This is a genomic window from Sphingomonas immobilis (genome assembly GCF_030580995.1).
GTDB lineage: Bacteria > Pseudomonadota > Alphaproteobacteria > Sphingomonadales > Sphingomonadaceae > Sphingomonas > Sphingomonas immobilis.
This window is the reverse complement of sequence record NZ_JAUQSZ010000009.1, coordinates 156286-180550: the sequence shown is the minus strand read 5'-3', so window position 1 is coordinate 180550 and position 24265 is coordinate 156286. Positions and strand designations below refer to the sequence as shown.

The window sequence follows — 24265 nt, the reverse complement described above, 5'->3', positions numbered from 1 at the left end:
GGGTGGTTTCCTTCTGTGGGGTTAGGCCGACATGGCCTGAAGAAGGCGCGCGAGCGCCTCCGGTTCATCGCCAGCGCGAGGCGTGGCAGGGTCGGGATCCGCAGCGCGCGGCGTGGTGATCCCCATCGCGCGGTAAAGCTCGCGCCGCTCGGACCGCGGCACTCCCTTCGTCGCGAGAAACTTATCGAGGGACGCCTTGTCGGTCGGGGCGTCAGCCGAGGCATAGACCGGCATCTCGGCGTCACGCTCCATCAGCGTGTCGGCGAAGCCGGCTGCCACTGCATCGCGACCGCCGATGTAGGTTTCGGCGCGCATCATCTGGAGCAACTCGTCGCCGGGCTTGCCGGTCCGGGCCGCATAAACGTCGACCATAGCGCCATCCAGCTTGCGCAGGACTGGGATGGCGGCTTCCATGTCGTCGGCATTGCCGAAGAACACGCCCTGCGCCTGGTGGATCATTATCTCGGCATTGTGGGCAATAGCGATCGTGTCGCCCGCCATGGCGATGATGGACGCCGCCGAAGCCGCTATGCCAAGGATCTGCACGTCGATCGCCGCTGGGTGACGCCGAAGCAGGTTATAGATGGCGACGCCCTCGAAATAGTTGCCGCCCGGCGAGTTGATCTCGACGGTGGCCGCGCGATTGCCGATTGACCGCAGCGCGCCCGCAACTCGTGTGGCGGTCACACCATTGCCGTCGTAGTCCGCTCCGATCCGATCGAAAATCGAGATGGTCGGCTTGTCCGACGCGAGCGCCTTCACCTCGAAAGCTGCGAAGCCGGGATCGAGCGCCTGCGTCTCAAACTGCCAATCGTTGCCAGCGCCGAGGTCGGGCATTTCCGGTGGGCGCGCGGCGCGCACCGCGAAGAGACCGCTACGCAGCATCTGGCTTTTCCTCTTGCATCATCGTCGCCGCGGTCGTGCCGGGGCGGGGCAGGTCGTCGCCATCGGGCAGCGGGTTCCGGTCCATGAAGTCTCGCGCTTCGTTTGGGGTGAGATAGGCGGCGTTCGGGCCGAGCGCGGCCTTCAGAAACTCGGCCTGATCCTTCATCGAACCGCGCAGCAAAGCGCCTTCGTTGAATTTTGCGTAGAGCGTCTGCTGCTCGGCGGGCGTCAGCAGCCAGGTCCAGATCGCCTCTTCCCAGATCACGAACCACGGCATCAGGCAGTAGGTGATGAAGAACAGCGACAGCTGCTCGATGCCGCTGCCCCAGCTCGTCTCGTCGAACATGAGCAGGGGCCGGGGAACGCCGGTGAATCGTGCAACCTCTTCGGCTTCACGCTTCATGATCTCGACAAGCTGTGCATCACGCGCATTGCTGCCGAACGGCTTCGCGGTCAGACCCTCCTCAAGGATCATCCAGTCGTCTTCAGCACCCGAGCCAGCGTAGTTCTCGCGGAGGCTCGCCTTCAGGTGGTCGTACGCTTCGTCGCCGAGAGTGTCGGCCGTTTCCAGCGCGCCGCGCGCCATCGATCCTTTCGTCAGCAAGCGACCGGCGGCTTGTTGCGCAACCAGCGACAAACCGAGCGTGTCAGCGGCGATATCGAGCAGGGAAATGCCGTTGATGCCGTCGAGCGTCAGGGGCGTGCCGAAGTGAAAGACGTCGTCAGCCGAAAGGACGGCCTGGCCGCCCTGCGGGCGGTCATAATCGAACACCAGATCGTAGGTGTCTGTCAGCCGGGGCTTCACCCGGCGCCGCGGCAACGGAATCAGCTGCCGCACCGCGCCGCGCGATCTCACTTTCAGCGCATAAGCGTTTCCGTCGAGCAGCGCGCACAGTTGCATGTACGACTTGAACCGGCTGGCCGTCTGAAAGTCATTCGGCTTGCGCAGGAGCACATTGTAGAGCGGGTGGTCCGTCGCCTTTTCCGTGTTGCGGCCATCTCGCTTGCGCAGATGCAGCGGCAACATCCCCATCGATCCGCACTGGAGCGACATGGCCCGGAAGAACGTGCTGTTGCGCAACGCCCGTCGTTCGTTGATCGCGACGCCGGCAACGCCCGTTCTTCCGCCATCGCCGCGCATCATTTCGAGCAGCGCGGGGTCGGATAGATCGTACCCCGTGTAAGCCAGGACCGGACCTGCCAATGTCGGCGGGCCCACCGTGGCGCGCGGCGCATGCGAGCGCCGGCCGCCAGCCGCGCGGCGATAATCGTCGGGCGATAGTGCCATGCGCCCTCCTAGACCCGCCGCACGCCGCGCGAGGCGTAGACCGATTTCTTCTTCGGCTTTTCTGCGGCGGTCGCGGCGCCGACGGCCATCGCGATCGTCACCATGCCATCAATCCGCCCGCGCGATTTTCTCTTATTGAACATGCGGTTGCCCATGCCATCCGCTTCGAGCACGGCATTTGCGGCGCACGAATAGGTGACGGGCGAATCGTCGACTATCAGCTTGCCATCGAGAATGTGGTCTTCGGTCCGGGTGATCGAGTGCGGCATGCAAAGCTGCCGATCCTCGAACATGATGCGCTGACCTTGCGCGTGCTTGACGATCTTGAGTCCGCGCCCCTCCGGCTTTCCCGGCCCTTCCCACAGCCACCAGTCGAGCCCGACCTGATCACAGGCGTCGGTGAAAGAGGTCAGGAAGGCTGGATCGACCACCAGCGCCTCGACGTCGTGTTCGGTGACTTGCTGTTTCACCTGCACCGCGACGAAGGTGTAATCGATCGTCGCGCCCGGCGTCGCGGTCAGATAGTTATCCTCGACCCAATCGAGATAGGGCGCCTTGTCATTGTCGGCGCGCTCTTCCAGGCCCTCCAGCGTGGTCCAATACCAGGTCTTTACCGCAACCAGATCGTCGGGAAGCTCCCAAGCTTGGGACAGCGCGGTGAGGTCGTTCTTTTGCGAAAGATCGAGCGAGAGCCAAGATTTGCGGCCCCGCATCGCACGGGAATCCACCACGCCCTGCACAGCCGACCACTTTTCCTCGCTGATCCAGAAGTCGGCCGCGGCGCTATCGATGCCGAAATAGAGCCGCTTGACGCTCGACTTCGTGGACGGCCGCAGCTTCGCGGAATTGACCGTCTCCCGGATGTTCTCGATCGGGAACGTCTCGCCGAGCGCAGGCAGCGACTTCTGCCAGGCTCGCTCGTTCTCGAAGATGGTCTCGCGATCACCTTTGTCGATGCGGGCGATGAAGGCGAACGCCGTGTCGTCTTTCGCATCGCCCTTCACGATCGATTGATAGGTGTCGGAATACGATGTGCCGACGTGCTGCGACGACCGGGCGGGCGTGTTCGTGCCCAACAGCATCAATGCGTTGCCGGCGACCTTGTCGATCGCCGCTTTCCACGTCAGCAGCGCGGCCTCCGACTTAAGCTCGTGAATCTCGTCCGCTGCCACCAGCGAGGGGCGAGGGCCCGACTGCGACTCGCCGCTGGCGATCGGCATAAAGAACGAGCCGCTGTCTGGATGCTCGATCTTCCAAGCGTTCTCCAGCTCGCCGCGGATGATGACCTCGCCGAGGCCCTCTAGACTTTCACCGTCCTCGCCGCCGGGGACATCGGCGCGGCACATTGCGACCGCGTCACGAAACATGACATTGGCGGTCGCCTTGTCCTCACCGATGGCATAGCACTGCGCGCGTGGAATATCGCACCAGCCCATGATGTAGACGCCGATCGCGCCCATCAGCGGCGACTTTGCCTGCCCTTTGCCGGTTTCCAGCCAGCCTGTGCGGTAACGCCAGCGGTTCGTCGCGGTGCGCCAGCCGAAGAGGTTCCCGCCGACGAAGGTGTGATATTCGAGCGGATAGAACGGCTCACCCTCGGCGGGTCCGTCGGTCACCTGAAACACAGACGGTAGAAAGTTCAGGAAATGCGCCGCCGCGTCGGGCCGCCAGTAGATACCGCGCCGCTCTCCGTCGCGTATATCGCGAAGGTGGCGCTCCGCCGCATACCGGACCAGCTCGCCGCAGGTAAAAAGCTTGCCGTCGACCGCCGCCTTCGCCCAAGCCGTTGTAGGATCGGGCTCCGCGAGGAAGCGGTTAGCCACGGTTCTTCAGGTAGCCGCCGCCCGCCGGGCGACGCTCCTTTTTCGCTACCGTTCCGCCGTTCGCGCGCTCGCGAGGCGTGATGCACAGTTCCTTTTCGAGGGCTTGCGCCTGACTGGATGCGTTGGACATCGTGGTCCACCACGGATTGTAGGTTGGGACGCCGGTCTTCTTCGCCTTCATCACCGGGCCCGTCTTCAGAACCTCGCGGGCGCTGAGATCGAAAGTGACATAGGCGACGACGAGCCGCTTGATCGAATGAGCGTTCGCGACGGCCAGTTTTTCTGCCGAGCGCAATTCGCTGATAATGCTCTTCCAGTACGCCGAAGCCGCCTCGCGGTCAGCAGCGCGGCCGAATATGGACCGCCAGTTCGGCTCGGGCGGGACGCCGTCGCCGCCTTCGATCGTAATGACGTCGGCCATGGAAGCCTCCGGGACGACCGGGCCGAAACCCTCCCCCCTCAAATACTGTTCTCGGTGCGTACGGAGGGGCCGTCCGGTGTCCGACCCCAGCGAGGCGGGACTTTTGACCGGGGGGTGGGGTGTGTTGCCCGGATGCTAGGCCCTGTTCCACGGGTGGTCTCGGCTCGTCGGCCGACCATTGCGAGCTATGCCTCGCCCCTTGATAGGATCGGCATGCCCGAACTGCTTGGCGGTGACCCTGAGGTGGCATGGCCCGCACAGGTTCTCGGTGTTCTCATCAACATCGTCGCCGCCATGCGCGAGGGGTACGATGTGGTTGACGTCTGTTGCCATCGCCACGCGCCCGGCCTTGTCGCAGTGCTCGCACAGGCCGTTGGTGCGGGCGAGGCGGCGCTTGCGTGCGACTTGGCCTGCTCGGCCACGGATGCGCTCGGTCATCGAGCGGCCTTGGTCGCCTGCCGGGCCTCAGCCCTGCGCCGCTGCCTCGTCATGGTCGAAGGCGGGATCGGTGCCCCGTGATGCCGATCACACAACAGGCCGCAATAGTGCGAGACCCCATCGCCGTAGAGAAGCTCTTCGTCTGTCATCGACCGAAACCCCGGAACACAGCGCGCACCGCACCAGCGATGCGCTCGCCTTCAGCCGTCAGTGCATCGGATCGGGCAACGCAACGCGACGGCTCCAACACGTCGGCCGCTAGGTTGTGCAGATCGCCAGCCAGTTGCTCAAGCGCGCGGGCGTTAGCGATGTGCGACGGCTCGGGCATCGCTGCTCCAGTGACGAAGATTTAACCAAAGGCGCGCAGAAAGGGCGGCAGGTCGGGTGTATGACCTTTGCTCGCTCTGCCCGCGCACGTCCCCCCCGCCTCCAGCGCGGGCAGAGCTTCAAGCTATCGGCAATTGCACCATGCCTTCGGACATCGCTGGAGCGTGCGCTCCAACGTCTAGGGCGGCGGTCGCAGGAGAACGAAGCTCCAGATCAACAGGCCGAGTGGTCGCTATGGCGACAGTATCCCCCTTCCGGGACTATCCAGCCTGTAGATCATTCGGAAGCAAACGCCAAGCCTCGATCGTCATCGTCAGCGAGCCACCGAACGCGACCAATGCCGATGTCCCGTCCGACGCCTGAACGATCCCCGTCATACCGGACAGCGCTCGCGCATCCGGCACGGTCACCCGTTGCCCGATTGTGAACTCTCTTCGCTCGGTCCTTAACGCCTTGCGCCTCTCACGTTCGGTGCGCAGCAACGCGGCGCGGGCGCGGCGCTGCTCCTCCTTCGTTTCGTGCTCCCGCGCCACGGCGATCAGCTCGGCGGCAACGCGCTCTGCTTCGCGCAGACCCGTGATTGACCGCTCGCCGATGAGCGGCGCGCGCCCGGCATGAGTGAATACCGAGAATGCGGGATGTCTGCTGCGCTCATCCGTCGCGAGAGCGGCCAGCGTCTCAACGTGCGCTTCGCGGGCAAAGACGAAGGTTGGCAGGATCGGCATCTCGATCTCAACCATCGGACGGCGCGTGCCCGGCTTAACGCGCTTTGGTCCTTTCGGGCGCTTCACGGTACGGGTCGGCGTCCACGCCTCGATGCCGCCCGCCGACAACGACCTCGCCAGCGCCAAGGTCTTGCCGCCGGACGTGCGCAAGATGCACCAGCGACGCAATGCGCTCGCCTCACCATCCATTTTATCAACGCACGACATCGACAGCCCATCCCTTCCCATCGTCAAAACCGACCGACCATTCTCTAAAACTGAAGCCTGTTGACGCGGGGCCGGGTTTAGGGGTAGCGCTGCAAGCGCGCTCCCCTAACCAACCCCTCAGGCTAGCGGCGACGCCCGGCATCACTGCCGACCCTCCCTCACCAAGTACCAAACGGGCACCGCACCACTGGCGCGCAGTCGTCGGTCGAAGCGCGTGGCGTCGCGGCCTGAGCCGATCCAGGCCGCGACGTCGTCGATCGCGGCGACTTCCCGGCCGCCGAGCAGGGGCACAAGGCCGATCCGATCGAGCCGACGCGCAGACGGGTCGGGCTCTATCCCGAACACGTCCAACGTCGACCATCCGGCCGCCAGCGCTACCTCTCCCCAAGCACGAACGAATTTAAGCGCGTCTCGCGCCATGTATCGCCAGTCGCCGTGATAGAGGTACGGGCGATCCTGCGACTGTCGCAAAATCTCGACCGCGTCGAACCAGCCTGCGACACTTGCGACAGGTGCGACACTCGGGTCGTATCGGGGAGCGGCACCTACGAAAACAGCCGTTTCCGGTGTCGCATCCGGTGTCGCAAATTCTGCGACTGAACCGTGCGACACTTGCGGACTCACGGACGCCGAACCGGATTTTGCGACACTTGCGACACTTGCGACACCGTCGGCGGAGTTTTCGTAGAACGGCGCAATTCCGGGCTTTTCCGGTGTCGCAAGCGGTGTCGCATCGTCTGCGACACTTGGCTCTTCGTCCCAGACGAAACTGGCGCTGAACAGGTCGCTGCTCATGCGACGTCAACCGGGACGACGGTGAAGGCCTCGGCATAGAACTTGGGGCCGCCCTCAAGCTCCAAAGTCGCACCGCCCTTGATCGCGACGAGGTGGCCGTGCTCGACAAGGATCTGGATGGCACGCTTCAGCACTGACGCGCTACGCACCTGCGTTGGGCCTCGCCGATTGAGGAACCGCAGCCCGATCGCCGTGAACTCGCGCTTTCGAACCCATTCGATTAGGGTTGCAGCGTTGGCGTCATCATCGTCGAGCGCTGGCGTGCCGTAGAGACGCGCAGCCTCCTCTGCGTAGAATTCGACCAGGGCGATCCCCGCGTTCACGGCGCGCTCGCTGAGCCCTTCGCGCAGCAACGTGCTGCTGCTCTCGAACCACGCGATCACCGCAGCCAGTCGCGTCGCATTCTCGGTCATCTTTGACGCGAAATCGGCGATCTGCTCGTATTTGCCGCCGGGTCCAAGGAGCTTTTCGCAGTGGTCGCTGAAGGCGATGAGTTTGGTGCGTGCCTCAGGCTGCAGCACGATCAGATCCAGGTCGAGCGCGCGACTGGTTTCCTCACGGTACGCAAACGGTCGCTCAAGATGGAGCGCCAGCTTCTTTTGATAACGATCGAGGTTTGCCCTCGCGTCGTCACTGGGCTCCTTCCAGAAGCGCGAGCCCTTTAGGCTCTTCGGCGCCGCGACAAGGATACGGCTCAGCAGCCCTTGATTGCGCACTGCCTTGTTGCCGAGCAGGCTGTTCGCGATGTCGGGCTGCACCATCAGGTGGAGGCTCAGGCGACGACCGTACAGGATCGTGGTAGCGTTTTCCTTGTCGGCGCGGATGCGCTTGATCGGTGACCCGTCCCAAAGCTTCGACAACATGCCGCCGGTGGCGGCTTGGTTCTCTTCCTGCATCGACCAGCCGCCGAGGAAGGTTGCGCCCTCATCGGAAAACAGGCCAAGCGCCGGCATGGCTTCTGCAAACAGGCGCTGCAGGCCGGGCCCGGTCGGCTCGTCCGCCGTAAGCAACGGCTGTACCGGCGGCTGGGGCGGAGTCCCGCAATCCTCAAGACACTTCCGGATATCGTCGCGCGTCTTATTGGCCCCGGCCTTCGCCTTCTGCGTCGCGGCCTTATAGGCGGCCTCAGCGATCGAGTATGAGAGACTGGCTCGCTGGTAGTCCACGGCGAGCAACTCCTCGCGGCGCTTCACCGGATCGATCGCGAACTGGTCCGAGGTGGACTTCCGATCGCCCGACGCCGCGATCGTGAAGAAGAACAGCGACACGGGCCGCGACTGGCCAGTGATCGTCTCGACGTTGATATAGGGCTGTGCCGCGAGCGCCGCCGCCGCAAGCACCGACTGGGCCGCGAGCGAAACCGGCACCTGCGCCATTTCGGATATCGCGAGGATGGCCTTGCCGAGCGTGGCACTGAGCGCTGCGATCGGGAACTCGGTCGCGTCGGTGACGACTGCCTGAATGCCGAGCGGTTGAGGCACTGACACTTCCCGCGCCGCCTCTTCGTACCGATCATCGAACATGCCGCTCATGCGCGGATGCCCCGCAGCTGATCGTTCCAGTCCTTGAACCCCGTCTCGGGATACATGGTTGAAACGGCGAGCCCTTGTTCCACAAAGGCGGAACGGGCCTCTTCGACCGCGGTACGACCTGCGGAATTGTTGTCCCCAGCCAGCACTATTGAGCGGATCGCCGGCGGCAGGACGAGGCGCGGCATTAGCGCCGTGCCGCACGCCACCCAGATCGATCGCGTCGGCATTTCCTGCGCCAGCGTCAGGCCGTCTTCGGGGCCCTCGCAAACGACGATCTCGCGGGCCGGGTCATTGTCGATCGCATCGCCGTAGAACGCTGTTCCGCTGGCCCGAAACGCCGATCCTACGATGACGCCGAAGCTCAGCTTCGCTTTGGCCTTCGTGCCATCGTCATAGGTGCGCTCGTATTTGCGCCGACCACCGGCTGCGAGGAATACGCACTGGACGCCGACAACTGCTCCGTCGGCGTCCAGCAAGGCGCAGGCGAGAGCAGGATGGTCGCGGCCGACCTCGCCGGTTTCGGGATTTCGCCACCTGGGCGCCATCACGAAACGCGCCGTGTCGGGCAGCGGGCGCGTGATGCCGCGCGACCGGGCATAGACCTCGGCAGGCGTGCCGGCGGCGGGCACGGATTTGGCCCACACTTCGCGCGCCACTTCCAGCCGATACGCCAGCATAGCGGCGTCCTCGGCTTTCCGTCTGGCGCGCTCTTCCTCGGAAACGACCGGGAAGTCGTCGCCAGCTAGCGCCCGATAGGCATCGGCGAACGTCAGCCCCGCCTTGCGCATCAGGAACGACATCGCGTCGCCGGACGTGCCGCAGCCGTGGCAATAATAGGTGCCCTTGGCGTCGTTCACCTCGAACGATGGGGACTTCTCGTCGTGGAACGGGCAAAGGCCAGCCTTCTCGGCGCGCCCGCGGTTCGTCAGCTTCGTATAGCGGCCCGCGATGTCAGAGAGGTTGTGGCGCGCCTTTGCATCATCAACCAGACGCCGGAATTCCGCCGGATCGAGGCCACCCCTCCGCCCGCCACCGGATGCCCGGCGCGCCCCCGCCACCGGCTCAGCCCGCCTGGGCGATCAGCTCGGGCGCGTTGGCGGCGACTGGAGCAGGATAGTAATCGGGGCGGAGTAGATGACGCGGAATCTGCAACGCCGCCTCTACCCGCAACACGTATTTTACAGACAGCGCCGGCTGCGGCTTGTTCTTCATCTGCCAGATTGCACCCTGAGTGCAGCCGCAAATCTCAGCGAGCTTTGTCTGATTGCCGTCGACGGCGCGAAGAGCGAGTTCTAAGCCGAGGGCCTCAGGCGACAATGCGATTTCCATAGTCTCCTTTTAGAACACTGCGTAGCATTCTTCCAATAGAAATCTTGTTGGCGGTGCGATAGATGGCTTACATGCTAATCGAACGCCTTGCCGAAGCCATGCGCAACCGTGGCTACAGTCAGAACCGCCTCGCCCAAGAGGTCGGGATCAGCCAGAGCGCGATCCAACAGATTATCAATGGAAAAACTTCGCGATCGAAATGGCTGCCCGACATCGCACGAACGCTCGGCGTGAGTGTCGCTTGGCTACTCGGAGAAGACGTAGAGCCGGGTCGTCCGATCACTATGGGCGATATCGATTTCGTGCAGCTGACCGAAATCGATATCGGCTACGGGATGGGCGGCGGCACATTCATAGAGGACGTATCGGACGAAAATCAGGCGATATTTGATCCCCGTTGGCTGATCGCGATTACCCGGTCACCGCCTCAGATGCTGTTCGTGGCGCGCGGTATCGGGGATTCGATGATGCCGACGCTGCTCGATAACGACACGCTGATAGTGGACCGAGGACAGCGGCGGCTGACGCAGCAAGACAGAATTTGGGCCTTAACTTATGGCGAGCTGGGCATGATCAAGCGTGTCCGGCGACTGCCATCTGGCCAGTTTCATCTCCTTTCAGACAACCCCGCAATTCCGCCCATTACCGCAGCGGAAGATGAGCTCAACCTGGTCGGGCGCGTCGTCTGGATCGGTCGGAAGGCGTAGCCGTTTCGACGGATCAATAGTTTTCTGTTGACCTAAACCAATAGTTAACTATGTTTTGCGCATCGGTTGAGCGCCCTTGGGCCGCAGACGCCGATGCGCAGGGATAGGAAAGTCGCGCTCGGCCACCAGCGATAGGGGCCAGCCTCCGCCGATCCACCTGCTCCACTCTTGCAGGGAGGTAGGCTCATGGCCGCCGAAGAACAGCGCGCGTCGTCGACGCGTGAAGGAAGGGGCGCGTCCGCGCCCCGTGTCGTCACCGAACGGACCAACCTCGCGGGAGCCTCCGCCTCGCTGCTGGCCCGGACGGCTCCGACCGAAGCCATTGTCCATTCCGTTCCGACCATTAACAGCGTGACCGGCGCCCTTGACGACATTGGCTGCTCGATCGAACGGCTCGACGCGCTGTTCAAGAGCAACACCGCCGACTTCGGCGAGTTTCTCGAAGATGACGCCATCCCAGAGGGGGTTCGGAACCGTCTCTACAATGCCTGGATGATCTACATCCTCGCAGGCGAGAAGCTTGACGAGCTTTCCGCCGTGATCGGTGCAACGACGGAAAAGGCATACGCCGACCTTCGGAGCACCCAGTCGTGAGCGCCGCGGCAGACTTCGCGGCGCTTGAAGCCGACCGAGCGGCGACCAGCCGCATCTTAAATCGCTTCACGGTCGACGGATACAAGCCGTTTATGGCGGACGTTGATGCCGCACAGGGCTTGCTGACCGAGGCGCACGGCATCCTGAAGGTGTTGTCGACCGCATGGACCGACAGCTCGACGTTGAACCGCAAGGGCGCCGGGAGCGACCTTTCGACCCTCAATGAGGACTTCATCTCCTCCGCCTTGGACGGCGTTGCGAGCCTCGTTGCGATGTCACTCTTCATTCAGGAGCAGGCAGAATGATCACGCCGATCAATCCTGACGCCGCGTTGCTCGATGCCTGGCGCAGCTATTCCGAAATACTGTGGGCGGATCATGATGGGCGCCAAGCTACGCCGGGCTCCAAAAGCGCCTGCGATGTGGTGATCAACGCTCGTGCGAATACGCCGGCAGGCGTCGCCGCGCAGCTTCGCCTTGCGCTCTGGACCAACGCCGCCGAACCTTGGCTGATGGCTCTCGCGCTCGGCGGCAGCGTGCCCGGTCAGCGCGAAAAGGTTGATCGTGCCGACATGATCGACCGGATCATATGGTCGGCAATCGAGGCGCTCGATGCGCTGGAGCCGGCCGCGGGCCAGCATCGGACTTGGCTCGACGAGCGCAATAAGCATCTCGCGTTTCTCAACGACGACGACAACGAAGGAACCGACCGAGAGGCAATCTATGCTCGCCTCGGGATCCTCGAACGTCAGCTGGTGAACACTCCCGCGGCGTGCCCGGACGACGTCGTCGCCCGACTCGTCCATGTTGCGCAGACCGTGATTGAGGGCTTCGAGCCAGCGGAGGGGTTCTGCGCACAGGTCGTGGCCGAGGCGCAGAATTTCCTGGCTCTCGGCAGCGTTGAGGCGGCATCAGTCTCCGCGCGGCAGGCGGTCGATCCCAGCTATCGCCGGGAGCAAGCCGCATGAGCGCGGCGTGGCACGAGGCGCTCGCAGACTATCAGCGGAAGCGCGCGTATTCGGACGGCCTGCCGCTGGGCGCGCCAGACGAGGACGCTGCCGTCGACGCTTACTGTGTCGCGATGGACGGGTTGATCGTCACGCCTGCGCCTGACCGCGCCAGCGTGGCGCTTAAAATTCGGCTGATCCGAGAGCGGGACTGCGATGTCAGCGACGTGTGGTGGGACGCATTGCTCGCTGACATTGAAGCCCCGCAGCCACCAGCGCCCGAGTTCGACGCAGCGCTCGCTGAGTTTGAACGATGCCGGCAGGCTGAGCAGGCGTTCTCGCCCGGCGCGACGCTCGAAGAAGAGGCGGTTGCCGAGCCAGCCCTTGAAGCGATCATCGAGGCGACGGACGCGGCATTCGACGCGATGATCGCCATGCCGGTGACGCATGCCAAACACGCCGCACTCAAGCTCAAGGCGATCGACGATCAATACGATGTCTGCGCGTGCGGACTGGACCGAGACCACCTTGATCAAGTGAAGCGCGAGCTCTTGTCCGCCCTGCAGGCGGGAGACCCAGCATGACGGACCAATGCAACCGCTGCCGTTTCTGGCAGGTCGATATCAAGTCGGCGGAGTTCGACGACGAGCCACATTCCTACGGTCGCTGCCGGCGCTATCCCCCAAAGATCAGCGATCACATGGCCAGCATTTCCGTCGGTACGCCGAGCTTCGGCCAGCAATACGACCCCGAGGATCCGGCTGACAACATTTCGCTCTATTGGGCCGGGCTAGTGCCCGTGACCTTCTGCAACGACTGGTGCGGCGAGTACGCCAGCACCCGGCCGGAGAAGCCGACATGCTGACCGCAGACGAAATCCCGCCCCGCTGCGAGATTTGCCGCCACTGGCATCGCGCATCGCCACCGCTGGCTACCGGCACCCGCAACCGGCGCGAAGATCCGAACGTCGGCGCGTGCCAGCTTTATCCGCCGGTGCTGGCCGAGACGAAGTGGTTCCCGGTCAGCATGTTCCCCGAGGTCCATGCCAGCCGCGTGTGCGGCGAGTGGGAGGAGGTCTATCCAGGTCATGACGGCGGCGGTGGTGGCGAAGAGATCGCGCCCGACAATGTCGTGAAGCTGAGTGCTGTCGCATGACGCAGGCGCTCAACTACACGCCCAAGGCGATCGAGGCGCTGCTCTCATACGACTGTCCTGGCATGCCCATGATGGCGGCTGGCATGCGGTATCTAGCGGCAAAGCTGCGCGAGGCGCAGGTCTTTGTCTTGCAGGACGGTGGGCAACTTCTCGACCGTTCGAAACCGAGACCGGAGGTGGCCGCGAGTGTCTTTCGGCCACCTTTCCCGGTGGTCGCGCTCGAATACCTTGCGGCGGAGAGCGAGTGGGGGGATTCGGTCTACACCCAAGCGCGCTCGACCCGGCGCATTGCGCTAGCGTGGGAATATACGGACGATTTCCCGCCGGAGCTGCGCCCGATGCTGCCACCCCGCCTCGGCGAGGGCGTCGTCGTGGCATCGATTTGCTGGTTTGACGATCGAGCCTCATGGATCCCGGTGACGATCGCTGCGCACATTGCTTACGACACGGTCTGGTCCCGCCCACCTGACAACCATTTCCGCGAAGAGATGCTCCGGTCGGGGCGTCTGCCCAAGGCGCACGTGGACGCGCGGCAGCCAGAGACTACGCCTCTGCTGCTGGCACCAGAGCAATTCGCAATGATGGCCCCGCTGGTCGGTGGCTTCGACGCGCTGCTGGTTGCAGCCGGCGGCGATGTCATGGACGAGGCAAACGCATACCTCGACCTCTGCTACGCGCTGGCCTGTAAAAACGTTGCGACGCGCGAAGTGCCACCGCCGAAGAATCTCAATCGGCAGCGGCTCAAGGCGGGCAAACTGCCGCTCAAGGGCTTCCATGTGCTCGAGCTCAACGGCGGCGGCGATATGCCCGGCACCGGTGGCGGGGCTGGCGATCGATCCGGGCCTCGCTCCCATCTCCGGCGCGGCCATATCCGCCGCCTCAGCGGCGACCGCGTGACGTGGGTCAACTCCACCGTCGTTCGCGGCCGCGGCTTTGTCGACAAGGTGTACGCGGCATGACCAATGTCCCCATGAATATCTCAACGGAGCACGAAATGACTGACGCAGAATTCGTCACCGCGCCGGCGCCCAAGGTGCCGACGGAAGGCGACAGCGCCGGAGTGTTCGAGGCGCACGCACGCTGGGTGCGAGAGCAGCAGAGGGCGTACGCGCCGGACACGAAGTCGTTTAGCGGCAGCTATCTCGTCTGGCGGCGCGCTGGTGCGCGGCTGCGTAAGGGCACGCCGGGCGGGGGCGGGAACCCAAAGTTTCGCCATAGTTCATTCGAAGCCGCAGAGACCGAAGCGAAGCGCCTGCTCGGCCTGTTTCCCGAAAGCTCGTTTGTGATCCTTCAGGAGGTCGCGCGAGTGAAGCTGCAAGTGACAGGGGAGGCGGGCGATGCCAGTTGACCGGAACCGTGATAGCCTGGTCCGGCTGCCCGAGGTTCGAAGACGCACCGGCCTATCGACGGCGACCATCTATCGAAAAATGAAAGGCGGGGAGTTTCCGCCAAAAGTCCAGCTCAGCGCCAACGTGGTCGCCTGGTACGAGAGTGATGTTGGCCGCTGGGTCGCGAATCCGATGGGGTGGGAGGATGCAGCACAGGCCGTTCCCGATGTCCGCTAACGACCCATAGCGGACATCGGCGGCGATCACGAATTAGCAGCTATCGCCCCAAAGTCGGTCTAGGGTAGATCGGCGGGAGATCCCGAAACTGGCCCCTCGCGCACAGTGATCAATGTGTCTGTCCACGTGACAATGTTAACAGCCGCAAACCGAGCAGGACCGACCAAGTTGCGAATAGAACAAATCCGGGAAATCCGAACAATCCCAAACCGATATGAAATTGCACGTTGTTCCCATATGCCATCGGGCCTTCGGTAAAGACGGCAAGGCCTCCGTTAAAAATGAAGTTTAGTCCCACGCCAACCAAACCGACGCCCGCGACAGTACCCCAAATTCTCAACCACTTGGGCAATGCCATTGGGTTCGCCCAGTTGATAGCTATGAGCCATGCGCCGACCAGGCCCATCGGAAGCATGAAGACTATGTCGGAGATGGCGACGTCGATCATAGCTATCAAACGAAGAACACCCACAGCGCCCAAAGCAACAACCCCCAGCATCGTCCAATGTCGGGCCACCAAATTCCGACCCACGCCGGGCAACCGCCGTTGGTCCCAGCGATAAAAACAAATCGCAACGGGAATCATCAGAAAGACCTGGGCGGCGGAACACAAAAACTGGGCGGTCAGGAGCAGTTGTCCTATCGGCGCCACCGCGCCAGACTCCTCCATCTGAAGATCCGGCGACGTGATGTACGTGATCAAGCTTGCGAACGAGCATATTCCAAGGAGGCCGCTCAGGATAGCCAACCACTCGATCGAGCGAGTTATCGTTTGGCTGATGTTCCTCGACCGGGAAAGACCCATCCTGTGTGCTCCAATTTGGACTATGAACAAACGTAGCACTACACCAAGGATGGCAGCTATCCCGATCTGCCTCCTGAGAGCTGCCTGTCGGCACTCCACCCAAGTCTCGCCATACCGCCAAGGTCTGCTTTCCACCTAATCCCGGTCATGCAGCCAACGTCCGCTTCCCACCCCCAGCGGACTTCCGCCCCCGACCCACAGCAGACATTCCGGCGGCCTTGCTTTCCGGAAATTCAGTAGATGATTCATTGCCGCGTTAGACCTTGGTCTAATCCGCCCTCCTGATCCCCTAGTCCTTTACGAGTTTGTAGCAAGCGAAGCGCTGTACCGCATCGACCCTTCAGCGGACCGCAATCACATGACCGCAGTTTTCTCCTCATTCTGGACAGTCGATCAGCCAGACGCATCGTCGTCGGGCAAAACCCGCGCGTCGATTCATTGGCTTGGTCGCAAAGTACAGTGCGGCTCGCACCTGCGTTTTCCGAAAATGCGCCCCCTAAATCTCGCTGAGAAAGTCATCCTGAGCGTCAGCGCGATGATCATGGTGACACTCCTGATCGCCGGCGCGACCTTCCTGCAGACCCGTCAGCTCGCAGCCTATGAGCGGATCAACACCACCTCCGACAAAGCGCTGAGCGCGTTAGACCAAATTCATATCGCAGCGCTCCATGCCGAGAATCTTGACGATCTCCATCTCGCGCCCGCCGAAAAATCGCGCCGTCTGACCAACAAGATAACTAGCATTTCCCAGTTGGCAGCCGAGGGGCACGCCCTCCTCTCCAAGGACCGGCCCGATCTGTTGCCGTTGTTTGATCGCTACGCAAATGTCGAACGCCGTAACGTGGTCGAACTTGAGAGCGGTGACCCTGGGGAAAGTGACGCCGATGACGCGCTTTACGAATCTGTGCGCAAACATATCGACGCGTGGAGCGGCGAGTGGGATGTTCGCGGCGACGCCGCGGTCGCGCAGACTGGCCGGCTAACGCTTATCGCCGCAGGTCTCGTCACCGTGTTCTGCATTGCAGCCTGCGCTGTCATTATCGGTTCGGTTACCCGACCGGTACGGTCGATGACCACGGCGATGCTCGCCATTGCCGACGGTAATCTCGGCGTCACAATTCCGGCAAAAGGCCGCGACGACGAAGTCGGCCAGATGGCCGGTGCGGTAGCAATCTTCCAAGCAGCAGCGCTTGAGAAATTGCGGCTCGAGCATGACGACGCCAAGCACCGCGAACGGATCGCACGTGAGCGCCGGGCCCATGACGCGGAACTGGCCGTCCGCGCCGCCGCACAAGATCTGGTGGTAGGCGAACTTGCCCGTGCGCTGAACGCTCTTGCTTGGGGTAACCTCACGATTTGTCTCGATACGCCGTTCGCCTCCGACTACGAGGAACTGCGCGGCGACTTCAACGCCACCGTTGAGCAACTTCGCGAAGCTGTTGCCAAAGTCGCACGGCATACGGTGGGGCTGGAGTGCGGGGTTACCACGATGCGGGCGGGGTCAGACCAATTGTCGCAGCGAACCTCGCGGCAGATGCAGAACCTCCGCCACGCAGCCGAACGGTTGGCGGACATCACGGAAACGGTCAAGCAGACCGCAGATGCTGCGTCGACGACCGAGATCGTTATTGAAGAGGCACGCGCCAGCGCTCACGACTCGGGCGACGTCGTGCGCCGCGCCAGCGCGAAGATGGCGGTGATCGAGGAGGCGTCGCGACGCATCGCCGGGTTCAGCGGCCTGATTGACCAGATCGCCGCTCAGACCAACCTACTATCGCTCAACGCCGCCGTTGAAGCCGCACGCGCCGGCGAACAGGGTCGTGGTTTCGCCGTTGTCGCATCGGAAGTCCGCACGCTCGCAAAGCAGTCGAGTGACGCTGCCGCCGAAATTCGCCGTCTTACCGCTGCGTCCGAAATCAACATTCGAGAGGGCGTTGGGCTCGTAACCGAGACCGGGCAGGCGCTGCAAGTGATTGTCGATCGCTTCATGGTGGTGAGCGAGGGCGCGCGCCAAATCATTACGACAACGAGAGATCAGTCGCGTGCGCTGAGCGAAGTAAATACCGCGATCGCGGAGGTCGATCGGATGACGGAGCTAAACTTCCAATTGGTCGAGGACGCGACCCAGTCCCTACATGACTTTTCGGACGAAACATCGCGGCTCGTCACTTTGGTGTCGAACTTCACCATCGCCGCCTGATGAGCGACCGACCAATGCCCCACGGTGTGATGGACAACTTAAATCGTGGACTCATAGAAGCAGATTGTCCGCTTCCCACCCCCAGCGGACATTCACGACCGTGCCTGACCGCTCTATTGGCTGGCTACCAGCTAGCGCGTCTGCCCGCTTAGCAGATCGCTCGGCGGGGCCAGGTCAGCGGTCAGAATATTCGCCCACTCGTTTGCTAATTCGCGGCGTCGGCCCATATGCTTCGCCCGATTATAGGCCATCTCAGAGCCCGAGAGGCCCTTCGGTTTGTGGGCGAGCATCGCGTCGATCTGCGCGCGATCGTCCGGCCGCTGCTCGTTGACCGCGATCTCATTCATCAGGGTGGAAAAAGTCGCGCGCCAGCCGTGCGGCACGTGCCGGCCGCTATAGCCGTTGCGGGCGTACATGTAGCCGATCGTATTTTCCGACATCGGCTTCGCCGTCGACCGGATGCTGGGGAACAGGTAATCGATGCGGCCGGTCAGCCGCCGGACCGCGTGAAGCACCGAGATCGCTTGCGGCTGCAGCGGCACGATATGTTCAAACGCCTCGTCATCTTTGTTTTCCAGTTCGAGCTTCATTCGCTCGGCCGGGACGCGCCAGATGGCGTCCGGCGATGGCGCGTCGGGATCGGACCAGTCAATTCCCTCGAACTCGCTCCACCGCGCCGCCCGCACGATGCCGGGGCGTACCAACGTCAACGCGAGCAGTCGCGAGGCCAGCTTCGTTAGGGGCCCGGCGGTCGTAACGTCCATATCCTTGAGAAGCTGCCGAGCCGCCTCCAGTGTGCGCACCGCTGGCTGCTTGCCCTTCTTTCCGATTGGTTTCAGCGCGCGGCCAATCGTCGCCGCCGGATCTGCGGCAACCAGCCCTTCGGCGATGCCGTAGCCGAACACGCCTGAGACGTGCTGGCGGATGCGCTTGGCCGTGTCGATCGCGCCACGCGCCTCGACCTTTCGCAGCATCTTGAGGATCATCGGCCCGTCGATGTCGAGTAGCGGGAGCGCCCCGATTTCCTTGAACACATCGCGCTCGAACGCCTGAATGACCTTCTTCGCCTGAAGAGGTGACCACCGAGGCTTCTGCGCATCGTGCCACTCCTTCGCCACCCGCTCGAACGTAGCACCGGCAGCGGCGTGTGCGGCCATCTTGCGCTTCCGCTCTTCAAGAGCAGGATCGCGGTGATCGCGCAGCAGAATACGAGCGCGATCCCGCGCCTCGCGTGCCTTGGCGAGCGAAACCTCAGGGTAGGGGCCGAAGATCAGCCTCTTCTCCTTGCCGCCAAAGCGGTACTTGAGCCGCCACGATTTGAAGCCGCGAGAGGTGACAAATAGGTAGAGCCCGCCGGAATCGGCGAGCTTGTAATCCTTCTCTCGCGTCTCGGCCTTGCGGGCCTGTGTATCGGTGAGTGCCACAATGCCCCCTTCTTCCGGTTGAGTGTCCCCAGACTGCCCCCAACCGGGGGCATCTTGGGTGATGGGCCTTGAGAAGCCCTGACGGAGTGAAAGTGGCGTGTTTCTGCGGCGGGTGCAATCATATGATGCCCGCTGGCGACCCTTGCAAAGCGGGAATGGTGGGCGATGACGGGCTCGAACCGCCGACATTCTCGGTGTAAACGAGACGCTCTACCAACTGAGCTAATCGCCCGCGAAGGGGCCGATGCCAGCGCGCGTGCGCAATCGCAAGCGATTTAGCGGGCGGGGCCTCGCCGCCGCACGAATGATTTGCCGCGTCCGGTGCGGCTTCCTATGCACGAGCGATGCCGCGGCCCGACGCCCTTCCCGCCGAACTCGCGATTGTCGTCCCGACATATAACGAGGTGCGCAACGTGCCGCTCATCGTCGCGGCGGTCGAGCGGGCGCTCGGCGATATCCGCTGGGAGATCGTGTTCGTCGACGATCATTCGCCCGACGGGACCGCGGAAGAAGCGCGCACCCTCGCGCTCGCCGATCCGCGCGTGCGCGTGCTGCATCGCTACGGCCGGCGCGGGCTCGCCTCGGCCTGTGTCGAGGGCATCCTCGCCACCGCCGCACCCTTCGTCGCGGTGATGGACGGCGACATGCAACATGACGAGGCGGTGCTGGTCGCCATGTTCCGCCGCATCATCGCCGGCGACGTCGATCTCGTCGTCGGCAGCCGTTACGTCGAAGGCGGCGGCGTCGGCGATTGGGACAAGCGCCGCGCGGCGATGAGCCGCTTCGCCACTGCCCTCGCGAACCGCCTGACGCGCACCGCCATCGGCGATCCGATGAGCGGCTTCTTCATGCTCACGCGCTCCGCCTTCATGGCGGCACTGCCGGGTCTGTCCTCGGTCGGCTTCAAGATCCTGCTCGACATCGCCGCATCCTCGCCGACGCCCTTGCGCGTCGCCGAGGTGCCTTTCACCTTCCGCGCCCGCCAGCACGGCGAGAGCAAGCTCGACGGGCTCGTGCTGTGGGAATATCTCCAGCTCCTGCTCGACAAGGCGTTTGGGCACATCATCCCGGTGCGCTTCATCGGCTTCGCGATCGTCGGCGGATCAGGCGTGGTCGTGCATTTCCTGGTGCTGACGCTGGTGCTGCAGGTGCTGCTGGCGCTCTACGGCAATGTTCAGGAGGAACGCTGGTTCGCGATTGCGCAAGGCGTGGCGGCGCTGACCGCGACGTCGAGCAACTTCTTCCTCAACAATTACCTCACCTACCGCGACCAGCGGCTGACGGGTGCGCGGCTCGCCTGGGGCTGGCTGACCTTCAACATCGTCTGTGGCGTGGGTTTCCTCGCCAATGTCGGCATCGCGCGCTGGCTGTACCAGCGCCACAATTACATCGCCGCCGCGGCACTTGCCGGAATCGCGGTGACGACGGTGTGGAACTACGCGATGTCGTCGATCTTCACCTGGCGCAAGCGCGGCTGATCGGGCGTCAGCCGATCATCATCAGGCTGGCATTGCCGCCCGCCGCCGTGGTGTTGATCGAGGTCGATACCTCCTCGAGCAGCAGATCGACCGAATATGCGAGCGGCTGCGCGGGATCGGCGGCGTGGACCGACACGATCGCGCCGGGCAACGCCGCGACCGTCTCCGCCATAGCCGCGACGCGCGCGGCATTGCCCTCGACCAGCGCCGCCGCGAAGGGTGTGCGGGCATCGGGCGCGAAGCGCGCCGCGACACTCGGCGGCATACCCTCGGGCAGCGCCATGCCCTCCAGTGTCCCGCTATTGCCAGTCGCCAGCACCGCCGCCATCTGCGCGTGGAGCCCCTCCGTGGTCGCCGGGCGCATCAGGATGCGGCCGCGCGCGTGCAGCGCGTAGAGATTGCGCTCGCCGACCGGGCCGGGCAGCGCGATTTCCGCCCCCAACGCCGATGCCTCGCCGTAGCGGCGCGCGGCCGCCGCACAGTCGACCGCGCCCGTCGCTTCCAGCCAGTCGGCAAAATCGTGCAGTGGCGTGTCGAGGTAGCGTGCGCGAGGGCCGAACGGCGGCGGCGCGCTCGCCAGCCGCCCGAGATAGAGCGGCCCGCCCGCCTTCGGCCCGGTGCCCGAAAGCCCGCGCCCGCCGAACGGCTGCACGCCGACGATCGCGCCGATGACGTTACGGTTGATGTAGAGGTTCCCGGCCTTCACCCGCGCCGTAACGTGGGCGACCGTCTCGTCGAGCCGCGTGTGCAGCCCGAAGGTGAGGCCGTATCCGGTCGCGTTGATCGCATCGATCAGCGCGTTCATCCGGTCGCGGCGGAAGCGGATGACGTGCAGCACCGGCCCGAACACCTCGCGCGTCAGGTCGGCGATGTCCTCCAGCTCAATGATCGTCGGCGCGACGAAGGTGCCCGCGCGCGTCTCGGGCGGCAGCTCCTGCTGCTCGACGCGGCGGCCGCGCGCGCGCATGCCCTCGATGTGCCCCTCGATATTGGCCTTGGCCTCGGCGGTGATGACCGGGCCGATATCGACCGCGAGCCGGTCGGTACGGCCGATGCTGAGTTCCTTGAGCGCGCCCTTAAGCATCGTCAGCGTGCGGTCGGCGATCTCTTCCTGCAGACACAGCACGCGCAGCGCGGAGCATCGCTGGCCGGCGCTGTCGAAGGCGGAGGCGATGACGTCCGCCACCACCTGTTCGGCGAGCGCGGAGCTGTCGACGATCATGGCGTTCTGGCCACCCGTTTCGGCGATCAGCGGGATCGGCTTGCCGGCGGGAGAGAGGCGCGTGGCGAGCTGGCGCTGGATCAGCCGCGCGACCTCGGTCGATCCGGTGAACATCACGCCTGCTGTCTCCGCCGCACCGACGAGCGCCGCGCCGATCGCACCGTCGCCGGGCAGGAACTGCAGCGCGTCGGCCGGTACGCCCGCCTCATGCAACAACCACACGCACTCGGCGGCGATCAGCGGCGTCTCCTCGGCGGGCTTGGCGAGGACGGGATTGCCCGCGACCAGCGCGGCGGCGACCTGCCCGGTGAAGATCGCGAGCGGGAAGTTCCAAGGGCTGATGCACACGATCGGCCCGAGCGGCGCTTGCGCCGCGCCGAAGGTGTTGCGCGCCTGCGCGGCGTAGTAGCGAAGGAAGTCGATCGCCTCGCGCACCTCGGCGATGGCGTTGGGCACCGATTTGCCCGCCTCGCGCACGGCGAGCCCGATCAGCACCGGCATGCGCGCCTGCATGGCGTCGGCCGCGCGCTCCAGCATGGCGGCGCGCTCCCCGACCAGCGTCTCGCCCCAGCGCGAGGCGGCGGCACGCGCGACGGCGGCGGTCGCATCGTCGGCGGTGGGTTCCGTCACGGTGCCGACCACATCGGCATGGTCCGCCGGGTTGAGGACCGGGCGGCTCTGCCCCTCGCCACCGGCGTGCCAAACGGTCGCGGCGCTCTCGCGCAAGGCCGTATCGAGCGCGGCCAGCGCGCTTTCGTCGCTGAGGTCGATGCCCGCCGAATTGGCGCGATCGGGATAGAGGCCGGCGGGCAGCGCGATCTGGTCGTGCCGCGCGCCGGGATGCGGCATCGCCCGCACCACCTCGACCGGATCAGCGATCATCTCGTCGATCGACACCGCCGGATCGGCGATCCGGTTGACGAACGAGGAGTTCGCGCCGTTCTCCAGCAGGCGCCGCACCAGATAGGCGAGCAACGTCTCGTGCGTGCCGACCGGCGCATAGATACGGCACGGCCGGTCGAGCCCGGCCTTGCCGACAACTTGTTCATAGAGCGGCTCGCCCATGCCGTGCAGGCACTGGAATTCGTACTTACCGACCGCGAAGTCCGGCCCCGCAAGCCGGTAGATCGTCGCCAGAGTCTGCGCATTGTGCGTCGCGAACTGCGGGAAAACCGCCTCGGGTGCCGCCAGCAGCTTCCGCGCGCAGGCGATATACGCGACGTCGGTATGGACTTTCCGCGTATAGACCGGGAAATCCGCGAGCCCGTCGACCTGCGCGCGCTTGATCTCGGCATCCCAATAGGCGCCCTTGACCAGCCGCACCATGATCCGCCGCTCGCTGCGCCGCGCGAGATCGACGATCCAGTCGATCACGAACGGGCACCGCTTGCCATAGCCCTGCACGACGAAGCCGAGCCCGTCCCATCCCGCCAGTTCGGGATCGAGCGCGAGGCTCTCCAGCAGATCGAGCGAAAGTTCGAGCCGGTCGGCTTCTTCCGCATCGATGTTGATGCCGATGTCATAGCCCTTCGACAGCATTGCGAGCGCCTTCACGCGCGGCAGCAATTCGCGCATCACGCGGTCCGCCTGCGCGCGGCTGTAGCGCGGGTGGAGCGCCGAGAGTTTGATCGAGATGCCCGGCCCCGCATAGATGCCGCGCCCCGCCGATGCCTTGCCGATCGCGTGGATGGCATTCTCGTAGTCGGCGAGATAGCGCGTCGCGTCCGCAGCCGTTGTCGCCGCCTCGCCGAGCATGTCGTAGCTGTAGCGAAAGCCTTTCGCCTCGCGCTCGCGCGCGCGCTTCAACGCCTCGGCGATTGTCTCGCCGGTGACGAACTGCTCGCCCATCATCCGCATTGCGAGATCGACGCCGCGCCGGATCACCGGCTCGCCCGCGCGCGCGACCAGCCGCGCCAGCGCCGCGCCGAGCCCGCGATCGTCGACGCTGCCGACGAGCTTGCCCGTCACCACCAGACCCCAGGTGGCGGCATTGACGAACAGCGACTTGCCGCCGCCGAGATGCGAGCCCCAGTCGCCGTCGGCGATCTTGTCGCGGATCAGCGCGTCGCGCGTGTCGTCGTCGGGAATGCGGAGCAACGCCTCGGCGAGGCACATCAGCGCCACGCCCTCCTCGCTCGACAGCGAATATTCGTGGACGAGGCCCTCGACGCCCGTGCCCCGGTGCGTGGCGCGCAACCGCGTCACCAGCGCCCGTGCCGTCTCGCGCACGGCAGCGGCGGTCTCCTCGTCGAGGCTCGCCGCCGCGATCAGCGGCGCAATCGCCCCGGCCTCGTCGCGGCGAGAGGCGGCGGTGATCGCCTGCCGCAATGGCGACGGCGCCCGGATGGCGGGAGCGAAAGCGCCGAACGGCGCAGCGGGGAGAGGGGTATCGGCCATGT

General features: G+C 64.4%; 26 protein-coding genes and 1 tRNA gene. 12 read left to right on the top strand and 15 right to left on the bottom strand.

Annotated features, from left to right (window positions below; translation table 11 throughout):
• Positions 1-21: 21 nt before the first annotated feature.
• The 11 genes from Q5H94_RS13990 to Q5H94_RS13940 all read right to left on the bottom strand — a co-directional run bounded on the left by Q5H94_RS13990 (position 22) and on the right by Q5H94_RS13940 (position 9770).
• Entirely contained in the window at positions 22-885 is an 864-nt protein-coding gene (locus tag Q5H94_RS13990; protein ID WP_304561897.1) for a head maturation protease, ClpP-related, read from the bottom strand.
• On the bottom strand, positions 875-2173 hold the full coding sequence (locus tag Q5H94_RS13985) for a phage portal protein (RefSeq protein WP_304561896.1): 1299 nt from the start codon (positions 2171-2173) through the stop codon (positions 875-877). The genes Q5H94_RS13990 and Q5H94_RS13985 overlap by 11 nt, the downstream gene beginning before the upstream one ends.
• An 8-nt stretch (positions 2174-2181) precedes the next feature.
• Positions 2182-3996 (bottom strand): terminase large subunit, encoded by a 1815-nt coding sequence (locus tag Q5H94_RS13980; protein WP_304561895.1) that lies wholly within the window; start codon positions 3994-3996, stop codon positions 2182-2184.
• Positions 3989-4417, bottom strand: coding sequence for a P27 family phage terminase small subunit (locus Q5H94_RS13975; protein ID WP_304561894.1), 429 nt, complete (start codon positions 4415-4417; stop codon positions 3989-3991). Before Q5H94_RS13975 ends, Q5H94_RS13980 begins: the two co-directional genes overlap by 8 nt.
• A 135-nt stretch (positions 4418-4552) precedes the next feature.
• A complete protein-coding gene (locus tag Q5H94_RS13970; protein WP_304561951.1) occupies positions 4553-4750 on the bottom strand; it encodes an HNH endonuclease in 198 nt (65 codons plus the stop codon).
• Between the two features lie 250 nt (positions 4751-5000).
• A complete protein-coding gene (locus Q5H94_RS13965) occupies positions 5001-5183 on the bottom strand; it encodes a hypothetical protein (protein ID WP_304561893.1) in 183 nt (60 codons plus the stop codon).
• A 259-nt stretch (positions 5184-5442) separates the two neighbouring features.
• On the bottom strand, positions 5443-6114 hold the full coding sequence (locus Q5H94_RS13960; RefSeq protein WP_304561892.1) for a hypothetical protein: 672 nt from the start codon (positions 6112-6114) through the stop codon (positions 5443-5445).
• 141 nt (positions 6115-6255) lie between these two features.
• Complete coding sequence (locus Q5H94_RS13955) at positions 6256-6909, bottom strand: hypothetical protein (protein WP_304561891.1); 654 nt, start codon at positions 6907-6909, stop codon at positions 6256-6258.
• Positions 6906-8441, bottom strand: coding sequence for a YfjI family protein (locus Q5H94_RS13950; protein WP_304561890.1), 1536 nt, complete (start codon positions 8439-8441; stop codon positions 6906-6908). The genes Q5H94_RS13955 and Q5H94_RS13950 overlap by 4 nt, the downstream gene beginning before the upstream one ends.
• The gene (locus Q5H94_RS13945) at positions 8438-9499 is read right to left on the bottom strand and encodes a CHC2 zinc finger domain-containing protein (RefSeq protein WP_304561889.1); all 1062 of its coding nucleotides are present in this window, start codon (positions 9497-9499) and stop codon (positions 8438-8440) included. The genes Q5H94_RS13950 and Q5H94_RS13945 overlap by 4 nt, the downstream gene beginning before the upstream one ends.
• Positions 9500-9503: 4 nt before the next feature.
• Positions 9504-9770 (bottom strand): YdaS family helix-turn-helix protein, encoded by a 267-nt coding sequence (locus Q5H94_RS13940; protein WP_304561888.1) that lies wholly within the window; start codon positions 9768-9770, stop codon positions 9504-9506.
• Between the two features lie 71 nt (positions 9771-9841).
• On the opposite strand from Q5H94_RS13940, the gene Q5H94_RS13935 reads away from it, so the two are divergent.
• The 10 genes from Q5H94_RS13935 to Q5H94_RS13890 all read left to right on the top strand — a co-directional run bounded on the left by Q5H94_RS13935 (position 9842) and on the right by Q5H94_RS13890 (position 14737).
• Positions 9842-10477: an XRE family transcriptional regulator gene (locus Q5H94_RS13935; RefSeq protein WP_304561887.1), complete on the top strand. Its 636-nt coding sequence runs from the start codon at positions 9842-9844 to the stop codon at positions 10475-10477.
• Between the two features lie 186 nt (positions 10478-10663).
• Positions 10664-11071 carry a hypothetical protein gene (locus Q5H94_RS13930; protein ID WP_304561886.1) on the top strand — a complete coding sequence of 136 codons (408 nt, stop codon included), beginning with the start codon at positions 10664-10666 and terminating at the stop codon, positions 11069-11071.
• Positions 11068-11376, top strand: coding sequence for a hypothetical protein (locus Q5H94_RS13925; protein ID WP_304561885.1), 309 nt, complete (start codon positions 11068-11070; stop codon positions 11374-11376). The genes Q5H94_RS13930 and Q5H94_RS13925 overlap by 4 nt, the downstream gene beginning before the upstream one ends.
• Complete coding sequence (locus Q5H94_RS13920) at positions 11373-12038, top strand: hypothetical protein (RefSeq protein ID WP_304561884.1); 666 nt, start codon at positions 11373-11375, stop codon at positions 12036-12038. The genes Q5H94_RS13925 and Q5H94_RS13920 overlap by 4 nt, the downstream gene beginning before the upstream one ends.
• Positions 12035-12601 (top strand): hypothetical protein, encoded by a 567-nt coding sequence (locus tag Q5H94_RS13915; protein WP_304561883.1) that lies wholly within the window; start codon positions 12035-12037, stop codon positions 12599-12601. The genes Q5H94_RS13920 and Q5H94_RS13915 overlap by 4 nt, the downstream gene beginning before the upstream one ends.
• Positions 12598-12882, top strand: coding sequence for a hypothetical protein (locus tag Q5H94_RS13910; RefSeq protein WP_304561882.1), 285 nt, complete (start codon positions 12598-12600; stop codon positions 12880-12882). The genes Q5H94_RS13915 and Q5H94_RS13910 overlap by 4 nt, the downstream gene beginning before the upstream one ends.
• The gene (locus Q5H94_RS13905; RefSeq protein WP_304561881.1) at positions 12876-13172 is read left to right on the top strand and encodes a hypothetical protein; all 297 of its coding nucleotides are present in this window, start codon (positions 12876-12878) and stop codon (positions 13170-13172) included. The genes Q5H94_RS13910 and Q5H94_RS13905 overlap by 7 nt, the downstream gene beginning before the upstream one ends.
• Positions 13169-14131 (top strand): hypothetical protein, encoded by a 963-nt coding sequence (locus Q5H94_RS13900; RefSeq protein ID WP_304561880.1) that lies wholly within the window; start codon positions 13169-13171, stop codon positions 14129-14131. The genes Q5H94_RS13905 and Q5H94_RS13900 overlap by 4 nt, the downstream gene beginning before the upstream one ends.
• Complete coding sequence (locus Q5H94_RS13895) at positions 14128-14520, top strand: hypothetical protein (protein WP_304561879.1); 393 nt, start codon at positions 14128-14130, stop codon at positions 14518-14520. The genes Q5H94_RS13900 and Q5H94_RS13895 overlap by 4 nt, the downstream gene beginning before the upstream one ends.
• Complete coding sequence (locus Q5H94_RS13890; protein ID WP_304561878.1) at positions 14510-14737, top strand: helix-turn-helix transcriptional regulator; 228 nt, start codon at positions 14510-14512, stop codon at positions 14735-14737. Before Q5H94_RS13895 ends, Q5H94_RS13890 begins: the two co-directional genes overlap by 11 nt.
• Positions 14738-14846: 109 nt before the next feature.
• On the opposite strand, the gene Q5H94_RS13885 is transcribed toward Q5H94_RS13890, so the two are convergent.
• Positions 14847-15440 (bottom strand): hypothetical protein, encoded by a 594-nt coding sequence (locus Q5H94_RS13885; protein WP_304561877.1) that lies wholly within the window; start codon positions 15438-15440, stop codon positions 14847-14849.
• Positions 15441-15900: 460 nt separating this feature from the next.
• Here Q5H94_RS13885 and Q5H94_RS13880 point away from each other — a divergent pair, with 460 nt between their 5' ends.
• Positions 15901-17742, top strand: coding sequence for a methyl-accepting chemotaxis protein (locus Q5H94_RS13880; RefSeq protein WP_304561876.1), 1842 nt, complete (start codon positions 15901-15903; stop codon positions 17740-17742).
• Between the two features lie 131 nt (positions 17743-17873).
• Here the strand turns inward: Q5H94_RS13880 and Q5H94_RS13875 are convergent, their stop codons facing one another.
• Both Q5H94_RS13875 and Q5H94_RS13870 read right to left on the bottom strand, forming a co-directional pair.
• Positions 17874-19166, bottom strand: a complete 1293-nt coding sequence (locus Q5H94_RS13875) for a tyrosine-type recombinase/integrase (protein ID WP_304561875.1) — start codon at positions 19164-19166, stop codon at positions 17874-17876.
• 156 nt (positions 19167-19322) lie between these two features.
• Positions 19323-19398 (bottom strand) — tRNA-Val (locus Q5H94_RS13870).
• Positions 19399-19510: 112 nt separating this feature from the next.
• Between Q5H94_RS13870 and Q5H94_RS13865 the strand changes: the two genes are divergently transcribed.
• A complete protein-coding gene (locus tag Q5H94_RS13865; RefSeq protein WP_304561874.1) occupies positions 19511-20644 on the top strand; it encodes a glycosyltransferase family 2 protein in 1134 nt (377 codons plus the stop codon).
• 7 nt (positions 20645-20651) lie between these two features.
• Here the strand turns inward: Q5H94_RS13865 and putA are convergent, their stop codons facing one another.
• Positions 20652-24263, bottom strand: a complete 3612-nt coding sequence (putA, locus tag Q5H94_RS13860; protein ID WP_304561873.1) for a trifunctional transcriptional regulator/proline dehydrogenase/L-glutamate gamma-semialdehyde dehydrogenase — start codon at positions 24261-24263, stop codon at positions 20652-20654.
• Between the last annotated feature and the right edge of the window lie 2 nt (positions 24264-24265).

What these genes read in the sequence shown, in the direction of transcription:
- Q5H94_RS13990 (WP_304561897.1), bottom strand. Translation starts at nt 885, where the DNA reads ATGCTGCGTAGCGGTCTCTTCGCGGTGCGCGCCGCGCGCCCACCGGAA.
- Q5H94_RS13985 (WP_304561896.1), bottom strand. Translation starts at nt 2,173, where the DNA reads ATGGCACTATCGCCCGACGATTATCGCCGCGCGGCTGGCGGCCGGCGC.
- Q5H94_RS13975 (WP_304561894.1), bottom strand. Translation starts at nt 4,417, where the DNA reads ATGGCCGACGTCATTACGATCGAAGGCGGCGACGGCGTCCCGCCCGAG.
- Q5H94_RS13970 (WP_304561951.1), bottom strand. Translation starts at nt 4,750, where the DNA reads ATGGCAACAGACGTCAACCACATCGTACCCCTCGCGCATGGCGGCGAC.
- Q5H94_RS13965 (WP_304561893.1), bottom strand. Translation starts at nt 5,183, where the DNA reads ATGCCCGAGCCGTCGCACATCGCTAACGCCCGCGCGCTTGAGCAACTG.
- Q5H94_RS13960 (WP_304561892.1), bottom strand. Translation starts at nt 6,114, where the DNA reads ATGTCGTGCGTTGATAAAATGGATGGTGAGGCGAGCGCATTGCGTCGC.
- Q5H94_RS13955 (WP_304561891.1), bottom strand. Translation starts at nt 6,909, where the DNA reads ATGAGCAGCGACCTGTTCAGCGCCAGTTTCGTCTGGGACGAAGAGCCA.
- Q5H94_RS13950 (WP_304561890.1), bottom strand. Translation starts at nt 8,441, where the DNA reads ATGAGCGGCATGTTCGATGATCGGTACGAAGAGGCGGCGCGGGAAGTG.
- Q5H94_RS13940 (WP_304561888.1), bottom strand. Translation starts at nt 9,770, where the DNA reads ATGGAAATCGCATTGTCGCCTGAGGCCCTCGGCTTAGAACTCGCTCTT.
- Q5H94_RS13935 (WP_304561887.1), top strand. Translation starts at nt 9,842, where the DNA reads ATGCTAATCGAACGCCTTGCCGAAGCCATGCGCAACCGTGGCTACAGT.
- Q5H94_RS13930 (WP_304561886.1), top strand. Translation starts at nt 10,664, where the DNA reads ATGGCCGCCGAAGAACAGCGCGCGTCGTCGACGCGTGAAGGAAGGGGC.
- Q5H94_RS13920 (WP_304561884.1), top strand. Translation starts at nt 11,373, where the DNA reads ATGATCACGCCGATCAATCCTGACGCCGCGTTGCTCGATGCCTGGCGC.
- Q5H94_RS13915 (WP_304561883.1), top strand. Translation starts at nt 12,035, where the DNA reads ATGAGCGCGGCGTGGCACGAGGCGCTCGCAGACTATCAGCGGAAGCGC.
- Q5H94_RS13910 (WP_304561882.1), top strand. Translation starts at nt 12,598, where the DNA reads ATGACGGACCAATGCAACCGCTGCCGTTTCTGGCAGGTCGATATCAAG.
- Q5H94_RS13905 (WP_304561881.1), top strand. Translation starts at nt 12,876, where the DNA reads ATGCTGACCGCAGACGAAATCCCGCCCCGCTGCGAGATTTGCCGCCAC.
- Q5H94_RS13900 (WP_304561880.1), top strand. Translation starts at nt 13,169, where the DNA reads ATGACGCAGGCGCTCAACTACACGCCCAAGGCGATCGAGGCGCTGCTC.
- Q5H94_RS13895 (WP_304561879.1), top strand. Translation starts at nt 14,128, where the DNA reads ATGACCAATGTCCCCATGAATATCTCAACGGAGCACGAAATGACTGAC.
- Q5H94_RS13890 (WP_304561878.1), top strand. Translation starts at nt 14,510, where the DNA reads ATGCCAGTTGACCGGAACCGTGATAGCCTGGTCCGGCTGCCCGAGGTT.
- Q5H94_RS13880 (WP_304561876.1), top strand. Translation starts at nt 15,901, where the DNA reads ATGACCGCAGTTTTCTCCTCATTCTGGACAGTCGATCAGCCAGACGCA.
- Q5H94_RS13865 (WP_304561874.1), top strand. Translation starts at nt 19,511, where the DNA reads ATGCCGCGGCCCGACGCCCTTCCCGCCGAACTCGCGATTGTCGTCCCG.
- putA (WP_304561873.1), bottom strand. Translation starts at nt 24,263, where the DNA reads ATGGCCGATACCCCTCTCCCCGCTGCGCCGTTCGGCGCTTTCGCTCCC.